Origin of the sequence: Micromonospora sp. WMMB235 (assembly GCF_001855515.1) — a bacterium.
GTDB lineage: Bacteria > Actinomycetota > Actinomycetes > Mycobacteriales > Micromonosporaceae > Micromonospora > Micromonospora aurantiaca.
Map to the genome: position 1 here is coordinate 2,526,205 of NZ_MDRX01000001.1, position 22,091 is coordinate 2,548,295.

Consider the following 22,091-nt stretch of genomic DNA (forward strand, 5'->3'; position numbering starts at 1 on the left):
CACTGAGATTGGTCGATGACGAGCGGAGCCTGTCACGGCGATCTATATTCGAGATACTTTGTCGTCTACGCTCGCCGGACGACCCGAGCGGTCGGCAGAATCGATCACCCGGACCGGGACGACAACGTGAGGAACGGGTTCCCCCGAACGAGCCGCGACGCCGGCCCGGACGGCACTGTCGACAATTCGGCGGCGTAATCCCTGACCAGCGCCGGCAGCCGGTAGCGGGCTGCACCGTCCCGGGCGACCAGGTGCGCATCGACCAGGCCTTCCATGGCCCGCCTGATCCGTTCGGTGGACTCGCCGAGTTGCGCCGCGGCACGGTCCACCGCCGCCGGAGCCTCCGGGCAGGCGGCGAGAAGCTCGAACAGCCGGCCGGCCACCTCGTCCTCCGAGGCGACGACCGCGACGGCGGCGGCCAGGCTCGCTCGTACGGACAGGTCGTCGTAACTCAGCAGATCCAGCGTGCTCCCTCCCGCTGTGAGTTCGCCGACCAGCGCGGCCACCGGCATCCCCGGCCACGTCGCCAGTCTCGAGCCGGCGACCCGCAGCGCCAGCACCGATCCGGCACACAGGCCGATCAGCTCGGCTGTCGCGCCCGGATCCGCGGCCAGCCGTTCCGGACCGGCGAGCGCGGCCAGCAGTTCCCGGGCGCCGGGTTCGGCCAACGGCGACAGGGCGACCCGCCGTACACCGTCGAGGTTGCCCAGAGCGCGCCGGGCCACGGCGATCAGGGCAGGACCGGGACTGGCGGGCAGTAGGGGCCGCACCTGGGCCGCGCTGGTGACGCCGTCGAGGACCAGCAGCAGCCGGCGTCCGGCGGTGAGCGAGCGCAGGCGCCCGGCGCGCTCGTCGGCGCTGTCGGGCATGTCGCCCGCCGCGACGCCGAGCGCGCGCAGCACCCGGGCCAGCAACTCCGCCGGGGTGACCGAGGCCCGGTACGCGACGTCGACGAAGATCTGCCCGTCGGTGAACTCACCGGCCACCGCGTGGGCCGCGTGTACGGCGAGCCCGGTCTTGCCGCTTCCCGGCGGGCCCGTGACGACCACGACAGCGGGTGCGCGGCACGTCGCTACCGTGCTGACCTCCCCCGCTTCCCTGGTGCGCCCGACGAAGGTGACCAGATCCGGTGGCAGCTCCCGGGGCACCGTCCGGCCGGTCTCGGCGGCGGGAGCCGGATCGGCGGCCGACGGTGCCGCGATCACCGGCGGCGGCCGGGTGTACGAGACGTCCGGCGCCCGTTCCAGGATCGCCCGGTGCAGGGCGGCCAGTTCCTCGCCCGGCTCGATGCCGAGGTGCTGGTCCAGCCGGGCGCGCGCGTCCCGGTAGGCGGCCAGTGCGGCCGGCACCTCACCGCAGCGGTACAGCGCGAGCATCAGCTGCCCCCACGCCCGTTCCCGCAACGGGTACGCGGCCAGATGCTCACGCAGCCCGGGTAGCAGCTCGGCATGCCGGCCGACCGCCAGGCGGGCATCGGTCAGCACCTCGAACACCTGAAGCCGCTGCTCCTCCAGGCTCGCCCAGCGGTTGTCGAGCGTGGTGCCGGTCGGCAGCCCTTCGCCCGCCGCGCCGCGCCACAACGCGAGCGCGGCGTCGAGCGCGGGAACGGCGTCGAGCGCATACCCCCTGACCAGTGCCGTGCGGCCGTTCTCCGCCAGCCGGTGGAACTCGGTGACATCCAGTTCGTCGGGCTGCATCCGCAGCTCGTACGCGTTCGGACGCGTCACCAGCCGGTCGCCCACCATCCGGCGCAGCGCCGCCGCGTGCGAACGCAGGTTGGCCGTCGCCGAAGGCGGGGGGACGTCGGACCAGACCATGGCGGCCAGCCGGTCCAGGGACACCGACCGGTTCGCCGCCAGCGCGAGCCCGGCGAGCACGGCCCGCCGCTTTCCCGGTCCCGGCGCGACGCGCCGGCCGCCGACCCGCAGCTCGACAGGGCCCAGAAGCCGAATGTCCAATTGCATCCCGTCGCTCCCCCGTCGAACTCCGAGGCCGCCCACAGTAGGCGGCCCCGCAGATCAGGACAAGGCATTTCGATAAGGACCAAATGTGACGGGAATCAATGCAAGTAGCGGTGTGTCGACGTAACGGAAACACCGCAGAAAACGCCCGACCAGATCATGACGGCGACGAGCCACCGGCTCGTCGAGCGGTCAGGCTCCGGCCATCGGTGCCGGCGCGAACATGGGCGGCGCCGGATCGGCTGCCCGGATCGCGGCCACGAGCTGTGCCAGTTGCGGGTAGTCGCCCCCGGCCGCGCGGAGAAGGTGATCCGCCTCGGCGTGGTTTCCGAGATACGACTCGGCGGCCGCCCGCAGAAGAAGCGCGACGGCGCAGAGGTCGCGCGGCTCGGCGCCGGGACGGACGTCGAGAAGCAGCGATCGCGCATCCTCGGGCCGCTGGTTGAGCAGGTGAGCCAGGCTCATCACGATCCGGGCGGACAACGCTCGCGGCTGCGTCCGGGCGGCGATCCGGGCGAGTTCCGAGATCTCCCGCACCTCCCGGCGATCCACCGGCGCGCCGGTCACCACCGCGGCGTACAGGTACCACATTCCGAACTGGAGGCTCAGCATCTGGCCGATCGCCGCGGCGGCCGCGGGATCGGTGCCGCCCGCGCGAGCCAGCGCCGCGAGCCGCTCGGCCTCCTCGACCAGATCCGCCGACTGCGTGTGTCCCGCGCTCAATCTCTGCTGATAGGCAGCGAGGGCCAGGAGCGGATCGCTGCCGTCGCGGGCCTGAATCCCGACCCGGTGGACGTCACCACCCGCTCGGGCGACCGCCCGCAGCGCCCTGACCACCTCCTCCTGGTAGTAGCCGGCCCGCAGCCCTTCACGGGCGGCTGCCGGAGCCCGGAGCCAGCGGAGCAGGTTGTGGCCGTCGCTGTGGGTCGAACGCCCCGGAACGAGGTTGGTCAGGCCGAGCAGCGCCCCGACGAACGCGGCGCCGAGCAGCGTCAACCGCGTCAGCGCCGTACCGGTGGACGCCGACGCGACGACGAGTGCCGTCGCGGCGCACAGGTTGGCCAGCGGGCCACCGAGATAGAACAGCACCATCCGCAGCGGTAAGGCCGTCATCGACGGCGACGGCCGGACCGACACCTCGTTGCGCCAGCCGTTGAAGGGCGCGACACGGACCGCGATGACCGGCAGGCGCAGCAGCTTCGCCACGACGAGGTGCCCGCACTCGTGCAGGACGAGGTGCAGCCACAACGACACGCAGGTGAGGCCGGCGGCGACGATCGCATCCATCACCGACTCGGTGACGAGCAGCGCGAACGCCGTCGCCTCCACCGCCAGGAGGAGTGACACGGCGACCAGCCGACGGCGGACCTTCACCAGGAGATGGTACGGCCGGACAGGCGGCGGCAGTGGGACACGCGCGCGCTCACGCCCGGCACAACCACGACCCGGCGGTACGGCCGTAGAGCCGCGGCCCGGGCCGGATCAACTGTTGACGCCGGATGACACGCTTGCGCCGATGGATGCGTTCGTCTCACAGTTGCCCGCGCTGCTCGGTGTCGTCGTCGGCGCCCTCGGTACGGGGCTGGTGACCTTCCTGTCCACCAGGAGTCAGTGGAAGCGTGGTCAATCCGTACGGTGGGACGAACGACGACTGGAGGCGTACGGCGAGTTCGCGCAGGTCCTCAAGGAGATCCAGGCGATCTCACTGCGGGTCCTGGCCGCGGCGGACGGCGACAAGTACCGCTCAGGGCTGGACAAGGCCGCGGCACTGCCCCGGCTCGCCGACGCGGACATCAGGCACACCCTCGCGTGGGAACGCCTGTTGCTGCTCGGGGATGCCGCCACAGTCGCCGCCGCGCAGGACTGGCGCGAGGCGGTCTGGCAGCTGGAGCACCGGGCCCGCGAGGTCGGGGAGACCACCGAGCCGCTGACCGACGTCTACCAGCAGGCCAACGCATGCCGTGATCGCTTCTATGACGCGGCTCGGCGCGGCCTGGGCGTGAGCGGCGGATCAGTCGCCCAGTCCGACCGCCTGCAGCAGCGCCTCGCATCCCCTGAGAACCACCAGCCCGCGTCCTCCGGCAGCTGATTCTGGACTTCGTACCCTCTCCGGCGCGATGAGTTCATGCGCCCCGGCCGGTCTGACCTGGTGTATCCGATCGGATGCGGGAAACCGGCAGACCGCCAGGAGGGACGAGAACCATGACCGTCGTCGACACCACTCCCCCGCCCGTCGCGCGCGGGTTGCACCGGACGCTGTGGGCGCTGCAAATCGTCCTCGGGGTCTTCCTCATCGTCGCCTCCGCCGGCCCCAAGCTGTTCGGCGAGACGAACGCGGTCCAGACCTTCGAGGACATGGGAGCCGCGCCCTGGTTCCGTTATCTCGTCGGCCTGCTGGAGCTGGCCGGTGGCATCGGGCTGCTCGTGCCTCGGCTGGCCGGCCTGGCCGCCGTCGGGCTCGCGCTGCTCATGGTCGGCGCCGCCGTCACCCAGGCGTTCATCCTGCACGGCGGCGCGCTGGTGCTCACGCCCGTGGTGCTGTTCGCGCTGTTCGTGTTCATCGCGTGGGGCCGCCGCCACTCGATCCGCCGGCTCCTCAAGCGCTGAGCGGGGGTGCGCCGGCCGACCCCGTCAGGGCGTCCAGCGCACCCCCGGGTTCACCCGCCCGGACCAGTCGAAGACGGCCATGTTGTCCCACTGGTTCCCGGTGCCGTTGATGTTCGCCGGATCCCAGCCGTTGCCGCTGACGGCGTACCAGGTCGGTTCCCAGTAGAAGACACCGACGGCGCCGGCGTTGCGGGCGGTGTTCTGGACCCAGTCGAGCTCCTGGGCCTGCCCGGCCCAGGTCGCGCCGATGCCGTCGCAGGTGGCGTCGCCGATGGCGTTCGGCTCGCTGTCCGCGTTGTCCCGGGTGAAGGGGTACGCGGTCTCCACGATCACCACCGGCTTCCCGTAGCGGTTCCGCAGGTCGACGATGTTGTTGTAGAGGTTCGCCAGGCTGCCGTGCCACATGCAGTAGTACGACAGGGCGGTCATGTCCCACTGCACGCCCTGGGCGCGGATGCCGTCGTAGAACCACCGGGCGTTGGCGTTGCTGTCGGCGTTCGCGGTGTGGATCATCACGGGGATGCCGCCGCCGCACGCCTTGACCGCGTTGTAGCCCTGCTTCAGCAGACCGGCCAGCGGGGCGAAGTCGTTGTTGACGACCTTGCCCTCGTTCCACAGCATCCCGACGTTGATCTCGTTGCCGATCTGCACGCTGTCCGGCAGGGTGCCCTGCCCGCGGAGGGCGGCGCAGACGTCGTAGGTGAACGCGTGCACGTCGTTGCGCAACTGGCTCAGGCTGTGCCCGGCCCAGGCCGCGGGCTTGTACTGCTTGCCGGGGTCGGCCCAGGTGTCGGAGTAGTGGAAGTCGATCAGCACCTTGAGGCCCTTGGCCTTCGCCACGCGCGCCTGGGCCAGCACCCTGCTCTTGTTGTTGTAGCCGCTGGCCGGGTTGTTCCACACGCGCAGCCGGACGTAGTTGAGACCGACGGACCTGAGGATGTCCAGCGGGTCGCGCGCCACCCCGCCTGCGTCGTAGTACTTCGCGCCCAGATCCAGGCTGCGCTGCAACGAGGAGACGTCGGCACCCCGCATGCTGAGCGTGTTCGCGGCGGCGACGGGCGTGGGCGTACCCCCGAATGTGGTGGTGACGGCGAGGGCGACGGCCGTGACGGCCCCGGCCAGGGCGCGGCGGCGGTGGGGTGTGCTCACGAGACTTCCTCTCAGCCGACAGTGCAGGGGGCGCCGTTGAGCGAGAAGCCGGTCGGCGGCGCGTCGCTCGCACTCCACCGCCCCTGGAAGCCGAAGGTCGCGGAGCCGTTCGGCGCGATGACGCGGTTCCAGTCGACGTTGCGGGCGGTCACGGCGGCGCCGGTCTGGCCGACTGTGGCGTTCCACGCGGTGGTGACGTGCTGGTCCCCGGGGAAGCTGAAGGTGACGATCCAGCCGTCGACCGACGTCGTCCCGGTGTTCTGGACCGTCACCGCGGCCACGAAACCGCCGGGCCACTCGGACTGGCTCCGGTAGGTCACCCGGCAGGTCGAGGGCGGCGGGGGCGGCGGCGTGGACGTCGTCGGCAGTGTGACCGTGTTGGATGCGATCGACACGTTGCCGGCCGCGTCCCGGGCCCGCACGTAGTACAGGTTGCGCAGCGGCGTCGACGGGGGCAGCGGCGCCGTGTACGTGGTGCCCGGCACGGTGGCGACTCGGGTCGAGGTGAACCAGCCGTCGAACCGGTAGACGTCGTACCCGAGCACGCCGGCGTCGTCGGTCGACAGCGACCAGGACAGCGTGGCGGTCGAGGCGGTCACCTCGCCGACTGTGAGGTTCTGCGGCGCGCTCGGCGGGGTGGTGTCCGGGCCGGTGTCGGTCACCGGGGTGACCACCGTCAGCGCGTCGGTGGACGGCGATCGGCGCCCGGACCCGTCCCGGGCCGACACCCGGAACGAGTACTGCCGGCCCGGCTGGATGTAGCCGGTGATCGTGGTGGAGGTGACGTCGCCGAGGCTGATGCCGTAGACCACGTCGTCGAACGCCTGGTAGTAGGTGACGTCGTACCCGGCGACGGGGCAGCAGCCGGGCCTGGCGGCCGTCCAGGTGAGGGTGACCGACGTGGTCCGTACCTGGGTGGCGGTCAGGTTCGTGGGCGCGCTCGGCGGGAACGGCGTGGTGCTGGGCGTGCTGGGCGTCGAGGTGGGCGGCGCCGCCGTCCCGGTCGGCTCCGCGGCGGGCACCGCTGCGCCGCCGGGCGCCGGGGCGACAGCGGGGTACGCGGTGCCGGCGTCCGCCGACGGCGCGACGGCCAGAGCGGCACCGAGCACTGCCGTGGACAGCACGACCGCGGCCGTCAGACCCGGCCGCAGACGGCGGAACAGCGAGGACGAGAAGACGGCAGCCATAGGTCGACAATGCCCGCCATACATCGATGATCGCCAACGTGTCCCACACCTCGGCCGGTGTCACGGCCCCGCAGGCCGCCGCGAGGCGCGACCTCGCTTCATTCATCGTTTTGCGCCGCTTATGTCAGCAATCGGTCACAATCGGATAGACAGGGTGAGCCGCTGCGGAACGGCCACCGCACGCACGAAAGGCTGGACGGGAAGCGGCGATGGCCACCTTCGAGTACCGCTGCGCGCAGGACGGCAGCTTCGATGTCGCGATGCCGGTCGGCACCGCGGGCCCGTCGACGAACTGCCCCCGGTGCGGGTTCCCGGCGACACGGGTGTTCTCCGCGCCCCGGCTCACCCGCATACCGGCGGCGCTGCGCGAGGCCGTGGACCGGACCGAGCGCAGCGCGGAACAGCCGGAGGTCGTCGGGCGGGTGCCCGGCCGTCGCCCGGCGCGTCACTCGACGAACCCGGCCCACGCCCGCCTGCCCCGATGGTGACCACGAGAAGGGCTCAACGCCGTGCCTGAACTGCTGTTCCCCCTCGACTCCACGAAGAGGTTCACCGACCAGGAGAAGGTCGGGCACAACCGCTGGCATCCCGACGTCCCGCCCGTGGCGACGGTACGGCCCGGACAGTCGTTCCGTGTCCACTGCCGCGAGTGGTTCGACGGCGCGATCCACAACGACGACTCCGCCGAGGACATCCGGGACGCTCCGCTGACCCGGGTCCACGCTCTCAGCGGCCCGTTCGCAGTCGAGGGCGCCGAGCCGGGCGACCTGCTCATGGTCGACATCCTCGACATGGGCCCGATCCCGCAGGAGTCCGGTCCGCTGGCCGGCCAGGGCTGGGGTTACACGGGCATCTTCCCCACCGGCAACGGCGGCGGCTTCCTGACCGAGCAATTCCCCGACGCCTACAAGGCGGTCTGGGACTTCACCGGTCACAAGGCCACCTCACGGCACATCCCCGGGGTCTCGTTCACCGGGATCTCCCACCCGGGGCTGATGGGCACCGCCCCGTCCGCGTCGCTGCTGGCGACCTGGAACCAGCGGGAGGGGGCGCTGATCGCCACCGCGCCCGACCGGGTGCCGCCCCTGGCCCTGCCCCCCGAGCCGCAGGACGCGATCCTCGGCAGCCTCACCGGCGCCGACTTCGACCGGGTCGCTGCGGAGGCGGCGCGGACCGCTCCGCCCCGGGAGAACGGCGGGAACCAGGACATCAAGAACTTCACCGTCGGCAGCCGGGTCTTCTACCCGGTGTACGTGACGGGAGCCAACCTGTCCCTCGGCGACCTGCACTTCTCGCAGGGCGACGGGGAGATCACCTTCTGCGGCGCCATCGAGATGGGCGGCTTCGTCGACCTGCACGTAGACCTGATCAAGAACGGCATGCAGACGTACGGCGTCGCCGAGAACACGATCTTCATTCCGGGCGACACCCCGCCGCAGTTCTCCCAGTGGCTGGCCTTCTCCGGGCTCTCGGTCACCCTCGACGGCGAACAGCGGTACCTCGACTCGCAGCTCGCCTACCAGCGCGCCTGCCTGCACGCCATCGACTACCTGACCCGCTTCGGCTACCAGCCGGAACAGGCATACCTGCTGCTCGGTGCCGCACCCATCGAGGGCCGGCTCTCCGGCGTGGTGGACATCCCCAACTCCTGCGCGACCGTCTACCTGCCCACCGAGATCTTCGACTTCGACATCCGCCCCTCGGCCTCCGGTCCGACCCGGATCGATCCGGGCAAGGGCGCCCCGAAGGCCACCATGCCGTAGGCAGGTGCCCCTGAGGGCCGGCGGATCGGCGACGGGCGGCCGCGCTACGGTTCCCGGACGAGGATCGCGCCCGGCGCGACGAGGAGATGGGACACCTCATGCAGAAGTCATCCCTGACCGCACTGGCCCGCGAGCAGCTGAAGCTCGCGCACGGCTCCTCCAGCGGCCGCAGCAGCTCCACCGTCTACGGCGGTCACGAGCACAGGCTCCGACAGACGCTGATCGCGCTGACCGCCGGGCAGATGCTCAGCGAGCACGAGAATCCCGGCGAGGCCACCGTCCACGTCCTGCACGGCCGGGTCCGGCTCGGCGCCGGCGAGACGTCCTGGGACGGCGCACCCGGCGATCTGCTGATCGTGCCGGACCGCCGGCACACGCTGGAGGCGCTCGAAGACTCAGCGGTGCTGCTCACCGTCGCCAAGCGCTGACGACCGCACGCGTCCTCATCGGGCTTCGATGACGGAGGTGGCCCCTGCCGGGCGGTCCGGCCGGGGCCGGGCCGCCCGTCCGCCGGTCAGGCGCGGGTGCGCTGCCGCAACCGGGTCGAGACGATCGCGCCGACCGCCATGAGGACCGCGACGGTCAGGGACGGCAGGGCGTCCGGCCGGCGCAGCAGTTCTTCCGTCAACCCGGCGTTGTCCAGCTGGTGGAGCGTGCCCAGCAGGAGGGTCGGGACGACCGCGATCAGCAGTCGCTGGTCGGCGGTCGCCACCCACAGGAAGGCGGCCACCCCGGCGATCACCATGGCGGCGGCGACGATCCGCGGGACCGCGTCGACCATGCGGAGGCCACCCGCGGGGATCAGATGCAGGGCGAGGATTCCGGCGGTGACCAGGACGGCGTTGGCGCGAGGCGCCGACGGCACGTCCGCCGGCCGCCGCAGGCCCAGCACGATCAGCGGCGTGGCGACAACCGGCGCCCACCACTGCGGCAGGCCGTTGAGGAACAGGTACGGGGAGATCAGGCTCGGCACCACCGCCGCGGCAACAGCCAGGACGGCGGCGGTGCGGGCACGGCCGGCGACGAGCGCCACCAGCGCCGCGATCAGCACGACCTCGTGGACGCCCTGATTGCGCAGGACGGTCACCGGGTCCGAGAGTCCGCCGTACCGGAACGCCTCGACGATGTCGTCCAGGCCGATGAGGACACCCAGCGCCAGCACCGCCAGGGCGCCGAGGTGGATGCCCTGCCAGAACAGCACGGCAGTGGGACGGGCCGCGGCGCTGCCGCCGTACACCCGCAGGCCGCCCCGGAGGAGCGAGACCGCCTCCCGGGCGCTGGGCCAGCGACGGGTGGTGGGTTCGTCCCCGATCAACGTGTCGATCAGTTCGTCGGCGCGTTCCCGGCGGTAGCCGGCCGGATAGGCCCGCAGCAGCATGCGGTAACGCCTCTCCAGGACATCGGAACTCATGCTGGTCTGATCCTCACGGTAGAAGGTTGACGGGCACTTGCCTGCGATGCGACCCGGCGCGGCAGGCGGTCCATGACCACCCGGGCGGCCTGGGCGAGCCGGTCGGCCTCCTCGGTGAGTACGCGGCAGCCCTCGTCGGTGAGCCGGTAGTAGCGACGGGCACGCCCGTTGACGATCTCCTCACCGTCGGCGGCGACGAGTTCCTCGCCGAGCAGCCGGTCGATCACCGAGTACAGCGATCCGGCAGCGAGGGTCACCCGCCCGTCGGACAGCTCGGTCACCCTCTTGATCACGGCATAACCGTGGAGCGGCCCACCGAGCAGGGCAGCGAGGACGAAGTACGACGGTTCCCGTAGCGCGGGACGCGAAGCAGATCCCATGAGCCGAATATACAACCAACTTGAGTATCAGTCCAAGGTGACTGTTCACAGTGGCCATTGCCCAAATCATCTTAATGATTAAGGTAATCGGATGAGCGCATCGACCGACTTCTCAGTAGCGATCGCCGGCGCCGGCCTCTCCGGCCTCTGCCTGGCCCAGTACCTGACGCGCGCCGGCATCGACGTGCACGTCTACGAGCGGGACCCGGGCCCCTTCATCAGGCGGCAGGGCTACCGGATCATCCTCGACCGGTACGGGCTGGCGGCGCTGCGCGAGAGCCTGCCCCGCCCGCTGTACCGCCTGGCGCTGGCCACCGGCGACGAGCCCGGCGGGCACCTGCGCTTCACCGACAGACGGCTGCGGGACGCCTTCACGATCACCTTCAAGGACGACCCGCACGAGACCCGCCAGGTGGACCGGCTGACCCTGCGGTCGATCCTGCAGTCCGGGCTGGACGGGCGCATCCACTACGGCAGGGCCGCCGTCGCGGTGGACAACGGCGGTCCGGCCGGGCTGCGACTGCGGTTCTCCGACGGCAGCGCCGCCGCGGCGACAGTCGTGGTGGGCGCGGAGGGCGTCGGCTCGGCGCTGCGCGCGCAGCTCATGCCGGACGCCGACCCGGCGGACACCCCGATGGCGGGCATCTACGGCCGGTCGCCGTTGTGGCGCGACGGCGCAAGCGTCATCCCGGACGCGCTGCGTACCAGCGGAGTCCTGTCCATCGCCGACCGGCCCGGCAGCGCCTTCTTCTTCACCTCAATGCGGTTCGGCGAGAGCCCGCGGGAGGCGTTCTCGCGCCTGGCTCCGGGCAGCTACGCCCCCACCGGCGACGACTACGTCATGTGGGCACTGCTGCTCCGGCGGGACGAGCTGCCTCCAGGCGTCCGCGGGGACCTGCGGGCGCTGTGGCACGTGGCGGCCCGGATGAGCATCGACTTCCACCCGCTCGTCCGACGGCTGGTCGACACGGCGGAACTGGACGCCACTGTGCTCAACCTGTTCGCCACCGGCCGGCGCCCGCACCGGTGGGCGGTGCCCCGGGCGACGATGATGGGCGATGCCGTACACGTCATGCCGCCGTTCGGCGCTCATGGCGGCAACACCGCCCTGCGCGACGCCGCACTGCTCGGCCACCGGCTGGTCGAGGCCCGGCGGAACGGCACATCCGTGGAGGAGGCGATCGCCGGATACCAGGACGAGATGGTGCCGTACGCCTTCCACGCCGTCGACAATGCCGCGAGGCTGATGCACCGCCTCACCGGTGGCGCCGCCGCACCGCACTGGGTGCTCACCCGCGGGCTACCTCGGCTGCACCGGGTCACAGTGCCGGAGGCATGATTGCCCGCGTGTCCCACGATTCGGCCCGCGCCTCCGCGATCGCCGACCTCATGCGCGCCGGGCGGGAGACGTCGCGGCTGTCCATGGTGTTCCGGTACGCCATCGCGGAGCGGCTGGGCCTCGCCGTGAGCGACCTGGAGTGCCTGGACTACCTGGCGGACATCGGCTCCGCCACCGCGGGGCAGATCGCCGAGCGGACCAACCTCACCACCGGTGCGGTCACCAGCATGCTCCGCCGGCTCCAGCAGGCCGGCTACGTGACGACCGAGCGCGACCCGGCAGACCGGCGGCGGGTCGTCGTCACCATACGGCCGGAGCGGATCGCCGACCTGGAGCGGCCGTACGAGCGTTTCGCCGAGCGGGCGGAACGGCTCGTCGAGGGCTACAGCGCCGAGGAGGTCAGGCTGCTGGTCCGGCACCACGACCGCCTCCAGGCGATGTACCTCGCCGAGTTGGACCACCTCCGCGACGGCGACACCGCCCAGCGGTCCACCTGAACCGGCGTCTCCTGTCGCTATCCCACGGCCGCCAGGAAGTCCGAGTAGAACAGGCCCAGGCCGGCCGCGACGCAGACACCGGCCACGATCCAGAAGCGGACCACGATGGTGGACTCGCTCCAGCCGGCCAGCTCGAAGTGGTGGTGCAACGGCACCATCCGGAAGACCCGCTTGCCGGTGGTCCGGAACGAGACGATCTGGATCACCCAGGTCGTGGTGATGATGACGAAGAGCCCACCGATCAGGATCGAGAGCAGCGTCGTACGGGTCACCACCGCGAGCCCGCCGATCAGGCCGCCCAGCCCGAGCGCGCCCACGTCACCCATGAAGATCCGCGCCGGGGACGTGTTCCACCACAGGAAGCCCACACAGGCACCGGCCGCGGCTGCCGCGATCATGGCGATCTCCAGCGGATCGCGGACCTGGTAGCAGTACTCGTTCACGCGGGCGTACCCGTCGTCGGCGCACCAGTGCCGGTACTGCCAGAAGCCGATCAGCGAGTACGCGCCGAGCACCAGGATCGACGCGCCGGTGGCCAGGCCGTCGAGGCCGTCGGTGAGGTTCACACCGTTGGACATCGCCGTGATCACGAAGATGAAGACCATGACCGCGCCGACCTTGCCGACGTCCAGCCAACTGATGTCGCGGATGAGCGAGATGTGCTCGCTGGCCACGGTCTGGCCGTTGGTGCTGGGCACGTACAGCGCGGCCACGCCGAACCCGCCGCCGACGAGCGCCTGGCCGAGCAGCTTGCCCTTGGCGGACAGCCCGTCGGAGTTGCGCCGGCGCACCTTGAGGAAGTCGTCGAAGAATCCGACCGCGCCGCAGAAGACGAACAACCCGAGCAGCACCAGGGCCGTCATGGTGGGCCCCTCCTGCGCGATCTGCCGTTCGGGCAGGGTGGTCAGGGCGAGATGCCCGGCGACGTACGCGAGGACCGTCGCCACGATGAAGACGACGCCGCCCATCGTGGGCGTACCCTTCTTTCCCTCGTTGCTGGCGAGCCCGATCGACCGGATCGGCTGACCGGCCTTCAGCGCGCTGAAGACGCGAATCGCCACCGGCGTGCCGAACAGGGAGATCACGAACGCGACAGCGGCCGCGACGATGACCGCCCTCACGGACGGCCCTTCACGAAGTCATCGATCACGACACGTGAGCTTGCCATCCGGAGGCGGACGGAGCAGCCCCTGAGCTTCACCACGCCGAAGCTGGCCCGCACGCCGTAGCGTCGACGGCATGAGAACGATTGTGGTGTCGCTCGCGGTGGCCGCGGTGGTGTTGCTCGCGCTCGTCGTCTTCGTCGCCCGGCGCGACCGGTCGAGGCGCCCGTCGGACGAGGACTCGGCTGCGGTCCGCCGGGCCGCCGCCGACCAGCACCGGCACGACGCGCAGCGGCAGGCCACATCGGGCCTCGCGGAGCGGCACCGCAACCCGCCGAGCACGTAGGCGCGACCGGCGCATGCGGTTGCGCGTACAGCCGCTGCTTCTGCCCGCCGGAGAGCCGCCGGAGCTGCGCGCCGAGCAGCTCCCGCAGCTTCCCGTTGTCGTGTTGCGGGTCGATGCCGACGATCTCGCCCTGCTCGACGGCGAAGCTGACGCCGTCCACAGCGGTGTGCTCGCCGTAGCGCTTGACGAGGCTGTCCATCTCGATGACTGCCATGGCAGAAGCGTGCCGTCCGAGGTGGTTGATGCCGGGGTCAGCCGAGCCTCGGCGTACTGCCGGCGTGGACGGGTCGACTTACTCGATGGCGGCCAGGCGGGCCGCGGAGCAGGATCACCTGGTGGTCCCACCTGACATGGTTCTCTCCGATCTCCGCGAGGCGTGGCGCCGGGCGCTGGCCGGCAGGCTCCTGGGCCTGTACCTGCACGGCTCGCTGGTGGCAGGCGACTTCGCCGTGAACCGCAGCGACCTCGACCTGCTCGCGGTGCTCACCGACGATCCGGACGAGAAGCTCCTCGACGTACTCGCCGAACTGCATTCCGACCTCGACCGCCGGCATTCGCAGTGGGCCGGCCGGATCGAGGTGGAGTACGTGTCACTGGACGCGGTGCGCGCCGATCCCGGCCGGGATCACGTGATCGCCCGGATCAGTCCCGGCGAGTCGTTGCACCTGTTGCCCGCCACCACCCACCGCGTCGTGACCTGGTCCGCCGTGCACGACCACGGCCGTACGCTGCTGGGACCGCCGGCCGGTGAGCTGCTCCCCGCCGCCGACCCCGGCCTCGTCAGCGCGGCTCTGCTGGACCACGTCCGCGACTGGCCGGCCTGGGTGCTCGAGATGACCCCACCTGGAGCCCAGTCGTACGCGGTGCTCACGCTCTGCCGGGCGTACCAGCGCCTGCGCCATGGCCGGCAACTGTCCAAGCGGCAGGCCGCCGAGCAGACCATCACCGCCTGCCCTCGATGGGCGGACCTCATCGCCTGGGCGCGCGACTGGTGGTACGACTCCGGCCAGGACACCGATCCCGGCCGGTTCGACGAGGTCCGGGCATTCGTGACCGAACTCAGCGCCGCCATCCTGGCCCCGACCGATGGTGGGCAGTGGCGCGAGCTGGACGGCGACGCGGCGACGAAGCAGGCGGGCTAGACGGCCTCCACGGCGATCAGGGCCATCCCGGCCAGGAACGCCGACGTAACCGCTGCCGGCAAAGGTGAGACCTTCCGTCGAGGGTCGTGGACTCGTGGCAGGGCGCCGCTAGTCGAGCCGGGCCAGTTCCTCGGGGGACAGGCGCAGCGCCCCGGCGGCCAGGTTCTCGACCAGATGGTCGGGGTCGCCCGTACCGGGGATGGCCAGCATGTGCGGCCCGCGGCTGAGGGTCCACGCGATGCGCACCTGCGCCGGCGTCGCCCCGTGCGCCCGGGCGACGGCCGCCACCGCCTCGTTGCCGGCCACGCCACCTGCCTCACGTCCGTCGCCGGCGATCGCGAAGAACGGCACGAAGGCGACGCCCTGCTCCCCGCAGGTGCGCACGAGCTGGTCGTGCACACGTCGGGTGTCGACGCCGTACGGGTTCTGCACGCAGACCACCGGGGCGATCGCCTGTGCCTGCGCGAGGTGCTGCGGACGGATGTTCGACAGGCCGAGATGCCGGATGAGCCCGGCGTCCCGCAGGTCGGCCAGCGCGCCGAAGTGCTCCGCGACCGACTCCAGCCCGTTCTGGCGCAGGTTGACGACGTCCAGGTGGTCACGGCCCAGCTGGCGCAGGTTCTCCTCGACCTGTCCGCGCAGTTGGTCGGGCCGGGCCAGCGGCAGCCACTCGCCGGAGGGGTCGCGGCCCGGCCCGACCTTCGTGGTGATGACCAGTTCGTCGGCGTACGGCGAGAGCGCCGTGTTGATCAGCTCGTTGGCCGACCGCAGTGGTGAGAAGTAGAACGCCGCCGTGTCGATGTGGTTGACGCCGAGCTCGACCGCCCGGCGCAGCACGCCGATGACGCGTTCGCGGTCGCTCGCCACACCGCGGTTGCCGGTCAGGCGCATCGCGCCGAATCCGATCCGGTTGACGGTCAGGTCGCCGAGCGTCCAGGTGCCTGCGGACGCCGCAGTAATCATGTTGGGCACCGGGCGAACCTAGCCATCCCCGCTGACCTGCACAGGCGGTCATCCGCCCGATACCGGTTCCCGGAGATCGCTGTTAGGTTATCTACAGTGAACGACGATGATTTTCCCACGGGGAACGGCGGCGCGGATCTCGCCGGGGTCGAGGGCTTACGCGCCGCTGAACGGCGTCTTCAACGTGCCCAGCTGTCCTCCGACGTCGCGGAGTTGGATCGGCTGATCGACGACCGCCTCGTGTTCACCGGGCCTGACGGCCGTCTCTACTCCAAGCAGGACGACCTGCACGCGCACCGATCCGGCCAGCAGACGATGACCCGGGTCGACGAGGAGGACCTGGCCGTGCTCGCCGTCGGCGGCACCGGGGTGACGTGGTTCCTCGGCACGCTGGAAGGCACCCTTGCCGGCGAGCCGTTCGTCGCCCGGGTCCGCTACACGCGCACATGGATCCTCGACGAGGACGAGGGGTGGCGCCTGCTCGCGGCACACGTCGGTCCGGCCGGCTGAGACGCCCTCGCGCACGGTCCCGTGGTGCCGGGCTGCCGTCAGATCGCGGCGAGCGCCTTGGTGATGTTCCACTCGGCCAGGTCCAGCATCCACTTCCGATCCGGAAAGTCGGTGTCCGCGATCCGCAGTGGCCCTTCGATCAAGGACAACGTCTGCGCGTATCGGTAGAGCGCCAGCCGGTGGGGGTCGAGAGCGACCGGGCGCAGCGCCGGGTATGTCTCGCCGAAACGCATTTGCAGCCAGGCGTGGTCCCATTCGACGTCGAAGTACGTCAGCCCCTCAAAATCGATCATGACGGCCTCACCGGCCGGTGTGACGAGCACGTGATCCGGGCCGAGTTCACCGTGCACCAGCCCGTACTCCTCGCGTGGGGTGACCGCGCTCCTGAGGTGGCGTACGTGGGCGGCGACCCGGTGGTGGGCATCGGCCAGCCGGGCGTCGCGGGCCGCTGCCGGGGCGAGGTGGCCGAGCGCGCGGTCGACGATCACGTCCTCGGTGCGTCGCGTCTGTGATGCCTCACCTCGGGCGATGGCCGCGACCTTTCCGTAGTGCGGCCCGAAGGCCGTGTGCATGCGGCGCAGGGCGTCACCGAGCGCGGACAGCGGCGTGACGGCAGCGGCCGGATCGTGTTCCACCAACGCCTCCAGCCGCAGCGCGCCCGCGTCCTCGACAAGCGCGATGTCGGCGTCGAGGTGACGGCCGTCCCGGTCGATCATCAACAGATGCGGGACACGCACTCCTGCACCGGTGAGCGCCGCGTGGGCGGCGGCGAAGAGATCCGCACCCGACGCATCCGTGAACGGGTCGTCCGGGACCGCCGGTGACGGCGGCCAGTAGTTCTCGCCCGCGGCCCACACGTACAGCATCATGGTTGTCCGGTCGTCCAGCCGAAGCCGGTAGACGCCCTTCTTGGTGCCGCCCGTCAGCCGGTCCAGGGCAGCGAGCCGCCGGTCCGAGCCGAACTGGTCCGACACCAGGTCGTGCAGGTCATCCGGTTGCAGGAATGTCCGCGTCATGGCCGCCTCTCGTCGGACCGAAGCGGCCAGGCTGCCAGGCCGGGCACCGGCGCACAACCGAGTTGACGCACCGGACCCGCCCCGCCGCCGGTCCTACTCCTTCAGGCCGATGTTGTCGATCGGCGGAGCGCTGAGCAGCCGCCGGACGGGCCACACCGTGCTCACCAACGCCAGCAGTGCCGTACCGCCGAGCACCGCCGCCCACCCGAGCGGCGGCACGTACGGGATCGGGCTGCCGGTCAGTCCGTTGACGATCGCGCTCAGCGTCAGCACCGCGATCGTCGCGCCGATCAGCACCGCCGTGCCGAGCAGCCCGGCCTGTTCGGCCCGGACCATCCCGCGGATCTGACGGCGGGTGACCCCGACCAGTTGCAGCAGCGCCAGCTCGCGGCGGCGGGCCAGCGCCGCCATCACCATCGTGGTGGCCGCCGCCAGCGCCGCGTACCCGACCATCACGCCGATCAGCAGCCGGTTCAGCCAGGCGCCGAGCGCCAGATCGGTGCCGAGCAGGCGCGTGCGGGTGGTGGCGTCGAGAACCTCGGCGCCGGGCCGCGCCGCCGCCCACGCAGCCAACGCGGTGCCGGCGTCCGGGCCGCCGCGGACCAGGACCTCGTCGACGGTGTTCCCCGCCGTGTGCCCGGCGACCGTCCCGGCAGCCAGGGTGACGTCGCCGAAGCCGAGGCCACGGTCGTAGATCGCGACGACGTCCAACGTGACAGGGGTGCCGTCGCCCAGCCAGAGTTCCGCCTTGTCGCCGACGTCCCAGCCGGACGACGACGCCTGCGTCGTGGACAGGGCGACGGTGCCGGCGCGCAGGTCGGCCAGGGTGCCCTTGCGCACGGCGAGGTCCATCGTCGACGTGACGCCCGCCGGGTCGACGGACTGCGCGCCGACCGGCTCGATGCCGCCGAGCGCCCGCACCACGACCTGGGTGCGGCGTACCCCGGTGGCCGCCTGTACCCCGTCCAGCTCGCGGATCTCCCCCGCCGCGTCCGCGGGCAGTCCACCCGGAGCGACGAGCACCCGCTCGGCGAGTGTTCCCGCGCTGCTCTGCGTGGTGGTCTGCCGTTCCAGGTTGTTCTGCAGGAACCAGACCGAACCGCCGAACCCGACGGACAGCACGAGGGCGGTCAGGACTGTCGCCATGCCCTGCGCGTTGGCCCGCAGGTTGGCCGCGGCCAGGTATCCGCCGGCCCGCCAGATCCGCGGCAGCACCGGGGTGAGCAGGCGTGCCGCGTACGCGTTGATCATCGGTGCGAGCAGCGCCACCGCGATGACGAACAGGTAGAGCATGCCGACCGCGCCGGCCAGCGCCCCGGCCGACCCGGCGGCGCCGAGCGTGAACGCTCCGGAGCTGCCGGCCGCCATCAGCGTCAGCACGCCGGCGATCAGCCGTACCGGGCCGCTGCGCCGGGGTTCGACAGCGATCTCGCCGAGCGCCTCGATCGGTTTGATGGCGGTGACCCGGCGTGCGGCGATCAGCGCGGCGACCACCGCCACGAGGACCGCCGTACCGATGGCGGCGGGCACCGCGAACAGACCGCCCACCATCGGGAAGCCGGCCGGCACGAACCCCCGCCCGACCAGTTCGCCGTGCACCCAGCGGGCCGCCAGCAGGCCGGCCGGGCCGCCGATCGCGGAGCCGGCCAGGGCGAGCAGCGTGGCCTCGGCGACCAGCATGCGGCGCACCTGCCCCGGCGTGGCGGCGACCGCGCGCAGCAACGCCAGGTCACGCCGACGGTGCCGGACGGACAGCCCGATGGTGCCGGCCACCACGAACACGATCAGCAGGACGACGTACCCCCCGAAGGCCGACCCGGCCTCGACCAGCAACCTCTGTGCGGCCTGGTTCTCCGGCTGCTCGGCCTTCCCGCGGTCCTTTCCGGCGTACGCCGTGGCACCGGCCGCCGACGCGATCTCCCGCACCGCGCCGAGGTCGGCGCCGGGCGCCGTCCGTACGCCGATCGCGTCCACCCGGCCCGGGTGCGCGGACAAGCGGGCGGCCTGCGCGTCGGTGAAGAACACCGCCGCCGAACCGGTCTCGGCGGTTCCGCTCACCCGGTACGACCGGCTGATCCCGCCGACGACCAGCTCGATGCGGTCGCCGGGCGTCACGCCGAGCCGGGTGTCGGCCACCACCTCGTCGTCGTTCCGGGGCGCGGCACCGGCGACGAGGGAACGGCCGGTGAAGGCGTAGGTGTCCCAGCCGTGTCCCACGGCCGCGGGTGAGCCGATCAGCACCGCGTGGTCGCCGGTGACTGCCGTGACGCCCGGCACCCGGCGGATCCGGTCCACGAGGTCGGCGTCCACGGTGCCGCCCTCGGGCAGCGTCACGGTACTCGTGGTGGTGTCACCGTCGAACTCGCGGAACGTGTGGCTGATCGTGCGGTTGGCGACGACCACGTCGGCGCTCGCCCAGAGCCGCGGCTCCGGGCGGAACCGCAGCCCTGATTCGACGAGCGTGCCCATCGCCACCAGGATCAGCACACCGGCGATCAGGGCCAGCAGGGTCGCGGCGGCGGGGCCGGTGCGGTGCCGCAGCAGGCGGGCGGCGAGGCCGGTCATCGGAGGACCCGCCCGTCCAGCGAGGCCAGGTGCTCGGCGATACGGACGGCTCCGAGCTGCGGAAGGTCGGCGACCATCGCACCGTCGGCCAGCACGAGCACCCGATCCGCGTACGACGCGGCGATCGGGTCGTGGGTCACCATCACCACCGTCTGCCCGTGCTCGTCCACGACCGCGCGCAACAGCGTCAGCACCTCCGCCGCGGTCCGCGAGTCGAGGGCGCCGGTGGGCTCGTCCGAGAAGATCACCTCGGGGCGGGTGGCCAGCGCCCGGGCGATCGCCACCCGCTGCTGCTGGCCGCCGGACAGCGCCGCCGGCCGGTGGTGCAGCCGGTCGGCGAGGCCGACCCGCTCGACCACGTGGGCCAGCCAGGCCCGGTCCGGGCGGACGCCGGCCAGACGCAGGGGCAGCACGAGGTTCTCCTCGACGGTGAGCGCGCCGATCAGGTTGAACGCCTGGAAGACGAACCCGATCCGGGTACGACGCAGCTCGGTCAGGCGCGTCTCGGACAACCCGGACAGGTCGGTGCCGCCGAGGATCACCCGACCGCTCGTGGGGCGGTCGAGCCCGGCCGCGATCTGCAACAGCGTGCTCTTGCCGGAGCCCGAGGGGCCCATCACCGCGGTGAAGGTCCCCCGGCCGAAGCCGACATCGACGCCCGCGAGCGCGGTCACCTGGTTGCGGCCGGTGCCGTACACGCGGGTGAGTTGTTCGACACGTACCGCCGGTTCGATGGTGCGTCCCGGATGGTCCGGCATTCTGGTGGCCTCTCTCCGTGTCATCGGCAGGAACTGCGCGCACCAGAAACGCTATTGACCTGGAGGAACGGCGACCATCCAGCGGGCTGCCCGATCCGGGTACAGCAGGCGCTACCACCGGCCCGGGCGCTCGCCTGCCGGCACGTCGTCCGTTCCACCTTCCCGCCCGCCACCCGAGCGATTGAGCAGGTCACAGCCGGGGTAGTGGGCCTCCTCGCGGAAGATCGATCGGCGGCCGGTCCCGGCCTGCCCGGCGAGAGGGGTACCACCGGTGCGGACCTGGGTACGCGACGCCGTCGCGCGGTTGCGCGGCGACGGGATGACAGTGGTCGAGCTGACCGCCGCCGCTGTGGTCGCGTGGATCGTGGCGGCGGTGGTGATCCGGCACCCGGACCCGTTCTTCGCGCCGACCGCCGCGCTCGTCGTGCTCGGCGAGTCCCGCGGGCGACGGCTGCGGCAGACCGTCGAGATCCTGTTCGCCGTGGCGGCAGCCGTGCTCGTCGCGGAGCTGCTGGTGTACGCGCTGGGCCCGGGCACCGAGACGGTCCTGCTGGTGCTGCTGCTGACCACCACGACGCTCGTGGTGATCGGGGCCCGCCGTGCCCTGGTCGTGCAGGCCACCGTCTCGGCCATGTACCTGGTCGTGGTCTCCGCGCCGAACGGGACGCTGATGCCGTTCCGCTTCGTCGACGCGCTCATCGGCGGCGCCGTGGCGCTTGCCGCCAGCCAGCTGATGGCCGCCCGTGACCCGCTGGCACCACTGGTGGCCCAGGCCCGGCGCAGCTACACCGACCTGGCCGACCTGCTCGACCAGGTCAACGCGGCCCTGCGGGGCTGCGACGAGGACGCCGCCCGCGCCGCGCTGGACCGGGCGCGGCAGGTGGACGACTGCGTCGCCGAGATGCAGGCCGCGGTGCTCGCCACCGGTGAGACGCTGCGGCTGGGACTGCGCCGCCGGCACCTGGGCAAGCTCGTCGAGGTGGAGGCCACGCTGCGGCAGCTCGACTACGCCGCCCGCAACATCCGGGTGCTGGCCCGGGCCGGCGTGACCCTGACCCGCCGGCACACCGCCACGCCGCCGGAGCTGGCCGCCGCGATCGGCGCGCTGACCTCCGCCGTACGATCGGCTGGTGAGGCCATGGCCCACGACCTCACCGGCGCCGACGCCGACCGGCACGCGCAGCGGGCCGACGCGGCGGCGCTGGAGGCGGTCCGGATCGCCGCGGGCCTGCTGCGGACCGATCCGCCACTGCCGGTCACCATGATCGTCGGGCAGATCCGGGCGACAGCGATCGACCTGCTGCGCGGTGTCGGCCACGACGACGTGGCGGTGCTCGACCGGGTGGACGAGGCGCTCGGCCTGAGCCGGGGGTGACACGTCCCCCGCTGGTCCG

Annotated in this window: 23 protein-coding genes; 12 read left to right on the forward strand and 11 right to left on the reverse strand. The window is 71.8% G+C overall.

The window, feature by feature from the left end; genetic code table 11:
- Positions 1–104 precede the first annotated feature (104 nt).
- Both BFV98_RS10300 and BFV98_RS10305 read right to left on the reverse strand, forming a co-directional pair.
- Positions 105–1,964, reverse strand: coding sequence for a BTAD domain-containing putative transcriptional regulator (locus tag BFV98_RS10300; protein WP_071096033.1), 1,860 nt, complete (start codon positions 1,962–1,964; stop codon positions 105–107).
- Positions 1,965–2,153: 189 nt separating this feature from the next.
- Positions 2,154–3,335, reverse strand: coding sequence for a hypothetical protein (locus tag BFV98_RS10305; RefSeq protein ID WP_071096035.1), 1,182 nt, complete (start codon positions 3,333–3,335; stop codon positions 2,154–2,156).
- A gap of 142 nt (positions 3,336–3,477) precedes the next feature.
- Between BFV98_RS10305 and BFV98_RS10310 the strand changes: the two genes are divergently transcribed.
- Together BFV98_RS10310 and BFV98_RS10315 are read left to right on the forward strand one after the other, a co-directional pair.
- The gene (locus BFV98_RS10310; RefSeq protein WP_013285119.1) at positions 3,478–4,050 is read left to right on the forward strand and encodes a hypothetical protein; all 573 of its coding nucleotides are present in this window, start codon (positions 3,478–3,480) and stop codon (positions 4,048–4,050) included.
- 113 nt (positions 4,051–4,163) lie between these two features.
- A complete protein-coding gene (locus BFV98_RS10315) occupies positions 4,164–4,568 on the forward strand; it encodes a DoxX family protein (protein WP_071096037.1) in 405 nt (134 codons plus the stop codon).
- 24 nt (positions 4,569–4,592) lie between these two features.
- On the opposite strand, the gene BFV98_RS10320 is transcribed toward BFV98_RS10315, so the two are convergent.
- Both BFV98_RS10320 and BFV98_RS10325 read right to left on the reverse strand, forming a co-directional pair.
- Complete coding sequence (locus BFV98_RS10320) at positions 4,593–5,717, reverse strand: glycosyl hydrolase 53 family protein (protein ID WP_071096039.1); 1,125 nt, start codon at positions 5,715–5,717, stop codon at positions 4,593–4,595.
- Between the two features lie 11 nt (positions 5,718–5,728).
- On the reverse strand, positions 5,729–6,904 hold the full coding sequence (locus tag BFV98_RS10325) for a cellulose binding domain-containing protein (RefSeq protein WP_071096041.1): 1,176 nt from the start codon (positions 6,902–6,904) through the stop codon (positions 5,729–5,731).
- 209 nt (positions 6,905–7,113) lie between these two features.
- Between BFV98_RS10325 and BFV98_RS10330 the strand changes: the two genes are divergently transcribed.
- From BFV98_RS10330 to BFV98_RS10340, 3 genes are all read left to right on the forward strand, one after another.
- Entirely contained in the window at positions 7,114–7,392 is a 279-nt protein-coding gene (locus BFV98_RS10330) for an FmdB family zinc ribbon protein (RefSeq protein ID WP_013285115.1), read from the forward strand.
- Between the two features lie 21 nt (positions 7,393–7,413).
- Positions 7,414–8,667: a formamidase gene (gene fmdA / locus BFV98_RS10335; RefSeq protein WP_013285114.1), complete on the forward strand. Its 1,254-nt coding sequence runs from the start codon at positions 7,414–7,416 to the stop codon at positions 8,665–8,667.
- A 98-nt stretch (positions 8,668–8,765) separates the two neighbouring features.
- Positions 8,766–9,095: a cupin domain-containing protein gene (locus tag BFV98_RS10340; protein WP_013285113.1), complete on the forward strand. Its 330-nt coding sequence runs from the start codon at positions 8,766–8,768 to the stop codon at positions 9,093–9,095.
- 86 nt (positions 9,096–9,181) lie between these two features.
- On the opposite strand, the gene BFV98_RS10345 is transcribed toward BFV98_RS10340, so the two are convergent.
- Positions 9,182–10,078 (reverse strand): hypothetical protein, encoded by an 897-nt coding sequence (locus tag BFV98_RS10345; protein ID WP_071096043.1) that lies wholly within the window; start codon positions 10,076–10,078, stop codon positions 9,182–9,184.
- On the reverse strand, positions 10,075–10,458 hold the full coding sequence (locus BFV98_RS10350) for a PadR family transcriptional regulator (RefSeq protein WP_013285110.1): 384 nt from the start codon (positions 10,456–10,458) through the stop codon (positions 10,075–10,077). Before BFV98_RS10350 ends, BFV98_RS10345 begins: the two co-directional genes overlap by 4 nt.
- A 91-nt stretch (positions 10,459–10,549) precedes the next feature.
- Between BFV98_RS10350 and BFV98_RS10355 the strand changes: the two genes are divergently transcribed.
- The gene (locus BFV98_RS10355) at positions 10,550–11,797 is read left to right on the forward strand and encodes an NAD(P)/FAD-dependent oxidoreductase (RefSeq protein ID WP_071096045.1); all 1,248 of its coding nucleotides are present in this window, start codon (positions 10,550–10,552) and stop codon (positions 11,795–11,797) included.
- An 8-nt stretch (positions 11,798–11,805) separates the two neighbouring features.
- Positions 11,806–12,294, forward strand: a complete 489-nt coding sequence (locus BFV98_RS10360) for a MarR family transcriptional regulator (RefSeq protein ID WP_225319448.1) — start codon at positions 11,806–11,808, stop codon at positions 12,292–12,294.
- Positions 12,295–12,311: 17 nt separating this feature from the next.
- On the opposite strand, the gene mraY is transcribed toward BFV98_RS10360, so the two are convergent.
- Positions 12,312–13,415: a phospho-N-acetylmuramoyl-pentapeptide-transferase gene (gene mraY / locus BFV98_RS10365; protein ID WP_047890936.1), complete on the reverse strand. Its 1,104-nt coding sequence runs from the start codon at positions 13,413–13,415 to the stop codon at positions 12,312–12,314.
- Positions 13,416–13,533: 118 nt separating this feature from the next.
- Between mraY and BFV98_RS10370 the strand changes: the two genes are divergently transcribed.
- From BFV98_RS10370 to BFV98_RS10375, 3 genes are read left to right on the forward strand one after another with little or no spacing between them, the layout of a single operon-like run.
- A complete protein-coding gene (locus BFV98_RS10370) occupies positions 13,534–13,743 on the forward strand; it encodes a hypothetical protein (protein WP_013285106.1) in 210 nt (69 codons plus the stop codon).
- A 13-nt stretch (positions 13,744–13,756) separates the two neighbouring features.
- Positions 13,757–14,092 (forward strand): hypothetical protein, encoded by a 336-nt coding sequence (locus BFV98_RS32240; RefSeq protein ID WP_176921688.1) that lies wholly within the window; start codon positions 13,757–13,759, stop codon positions 14,090–14,092.
- Positions 14,079–14,885, forward strand: coding sequence for an aminoglycoside adenylyltransferase domain-containing protein (locus BFV98_RS10375; RefSeq protein WP_071098822.1), 807 nt, complete (start codon positions 14,079–14,081; stop codon positions 14,883–14,885). The genes BFV98_RS32240 and BFV98_RS10375 overlap by 14 nt, the downstream gene beginning before the upstream one ends.
- Before the next feature lie 108 nt (positions 14,886–14,993).
- Here the strand turns inward: BFV98_RS10375 and BFV98_RS10380 are convergent, their stop codons facing one another.
- The gene (locus BFV98_RS10380; protein WP_047890938.1) at positions 14,994–15,848 is read right to left on the reverse strand and encodes an aldo/keto reductase; all 855 of its coding nucleotides are present in this window, start codon (positions 15,846–15,848) and stop codon (positions 14,994–14,996) included.
- A 96-nt stretch (positions 15,849–15,944) separates the two neighbouring features.
- Here BFV98_RS10380 and BFV98_RS10385 point away from each other — a divergent pair, with 96 nt between their 5' ends.
- Entirely contained in the window at positions 15,945–16,358 is a 414-nt protein-coding gene (locus BFV98_RS10385; protein ID WP_013474613.1) for a nuclear transport factor 2 family protein, read from the forward strand.
- Positions 16,359–16,396: 38 nt separating this feature from the next.
- Here the strand turns inward: BFV98_RS10385 and BFV98_RS10390 are convergent, their stop codons facing one another.
- The 3 genes from BFV98_RS10390 to BFV98_RS10400 form a co-directional block, all read right to left on the reverse strand.
- On the reverse strand, positions 16,397–17,374 hold the full coding sequence (locus BFV98_RS10390; protein ID WP_071096047.1) for a phosphotransferase family protein: 978 nt from the start codon (positions 17,372–17,374) through the stop codon (positions 16,397–16,399).
- A gap of 93 nt (positions 17,375–17,467) precedes the next feature.
- A complete protein-coding gene (locus BFV98_RS10395; RefSeq protein ID WP_071096049.1) occupies positions 17,468–19,939 on the reverse strand; it encodes an ABC transporter permease in 2,472 nt (823 codons plus the stop codon).
- Positions 19,936–20,697, reverse strand: a complete 762-nt coding sequence (locus BFV98_RS10400; RefSeq protein WP_013285100.1) for an ABC transporter ATP-binding protein — start codon at positions 20,695–20,697, stop codon at positions 19,936–19,938. Before BFV98_RS10400 ends, BFV98_RS10395 begins: the two co-directional genes overlap by 4 nt.
- Before the next feature lie 271 nt (positions 20,698–20,968).
- Between BFV98_RS10400 and BFV98_RS10405 the strand changes: the two genes are divergently transcribed.
- Complete coding sequence (locus tag BFV98_RS10405) at positions 20,969–22,072, forward strand: FUSC family protein (protein ID WP_030270912.1); 1,104 nt, start codon at positions 20,969–20,971, stop codon at positions 22,070–22,072.
- Positions 22,073–22,091 lie beyond the last annotated feature (19 nt).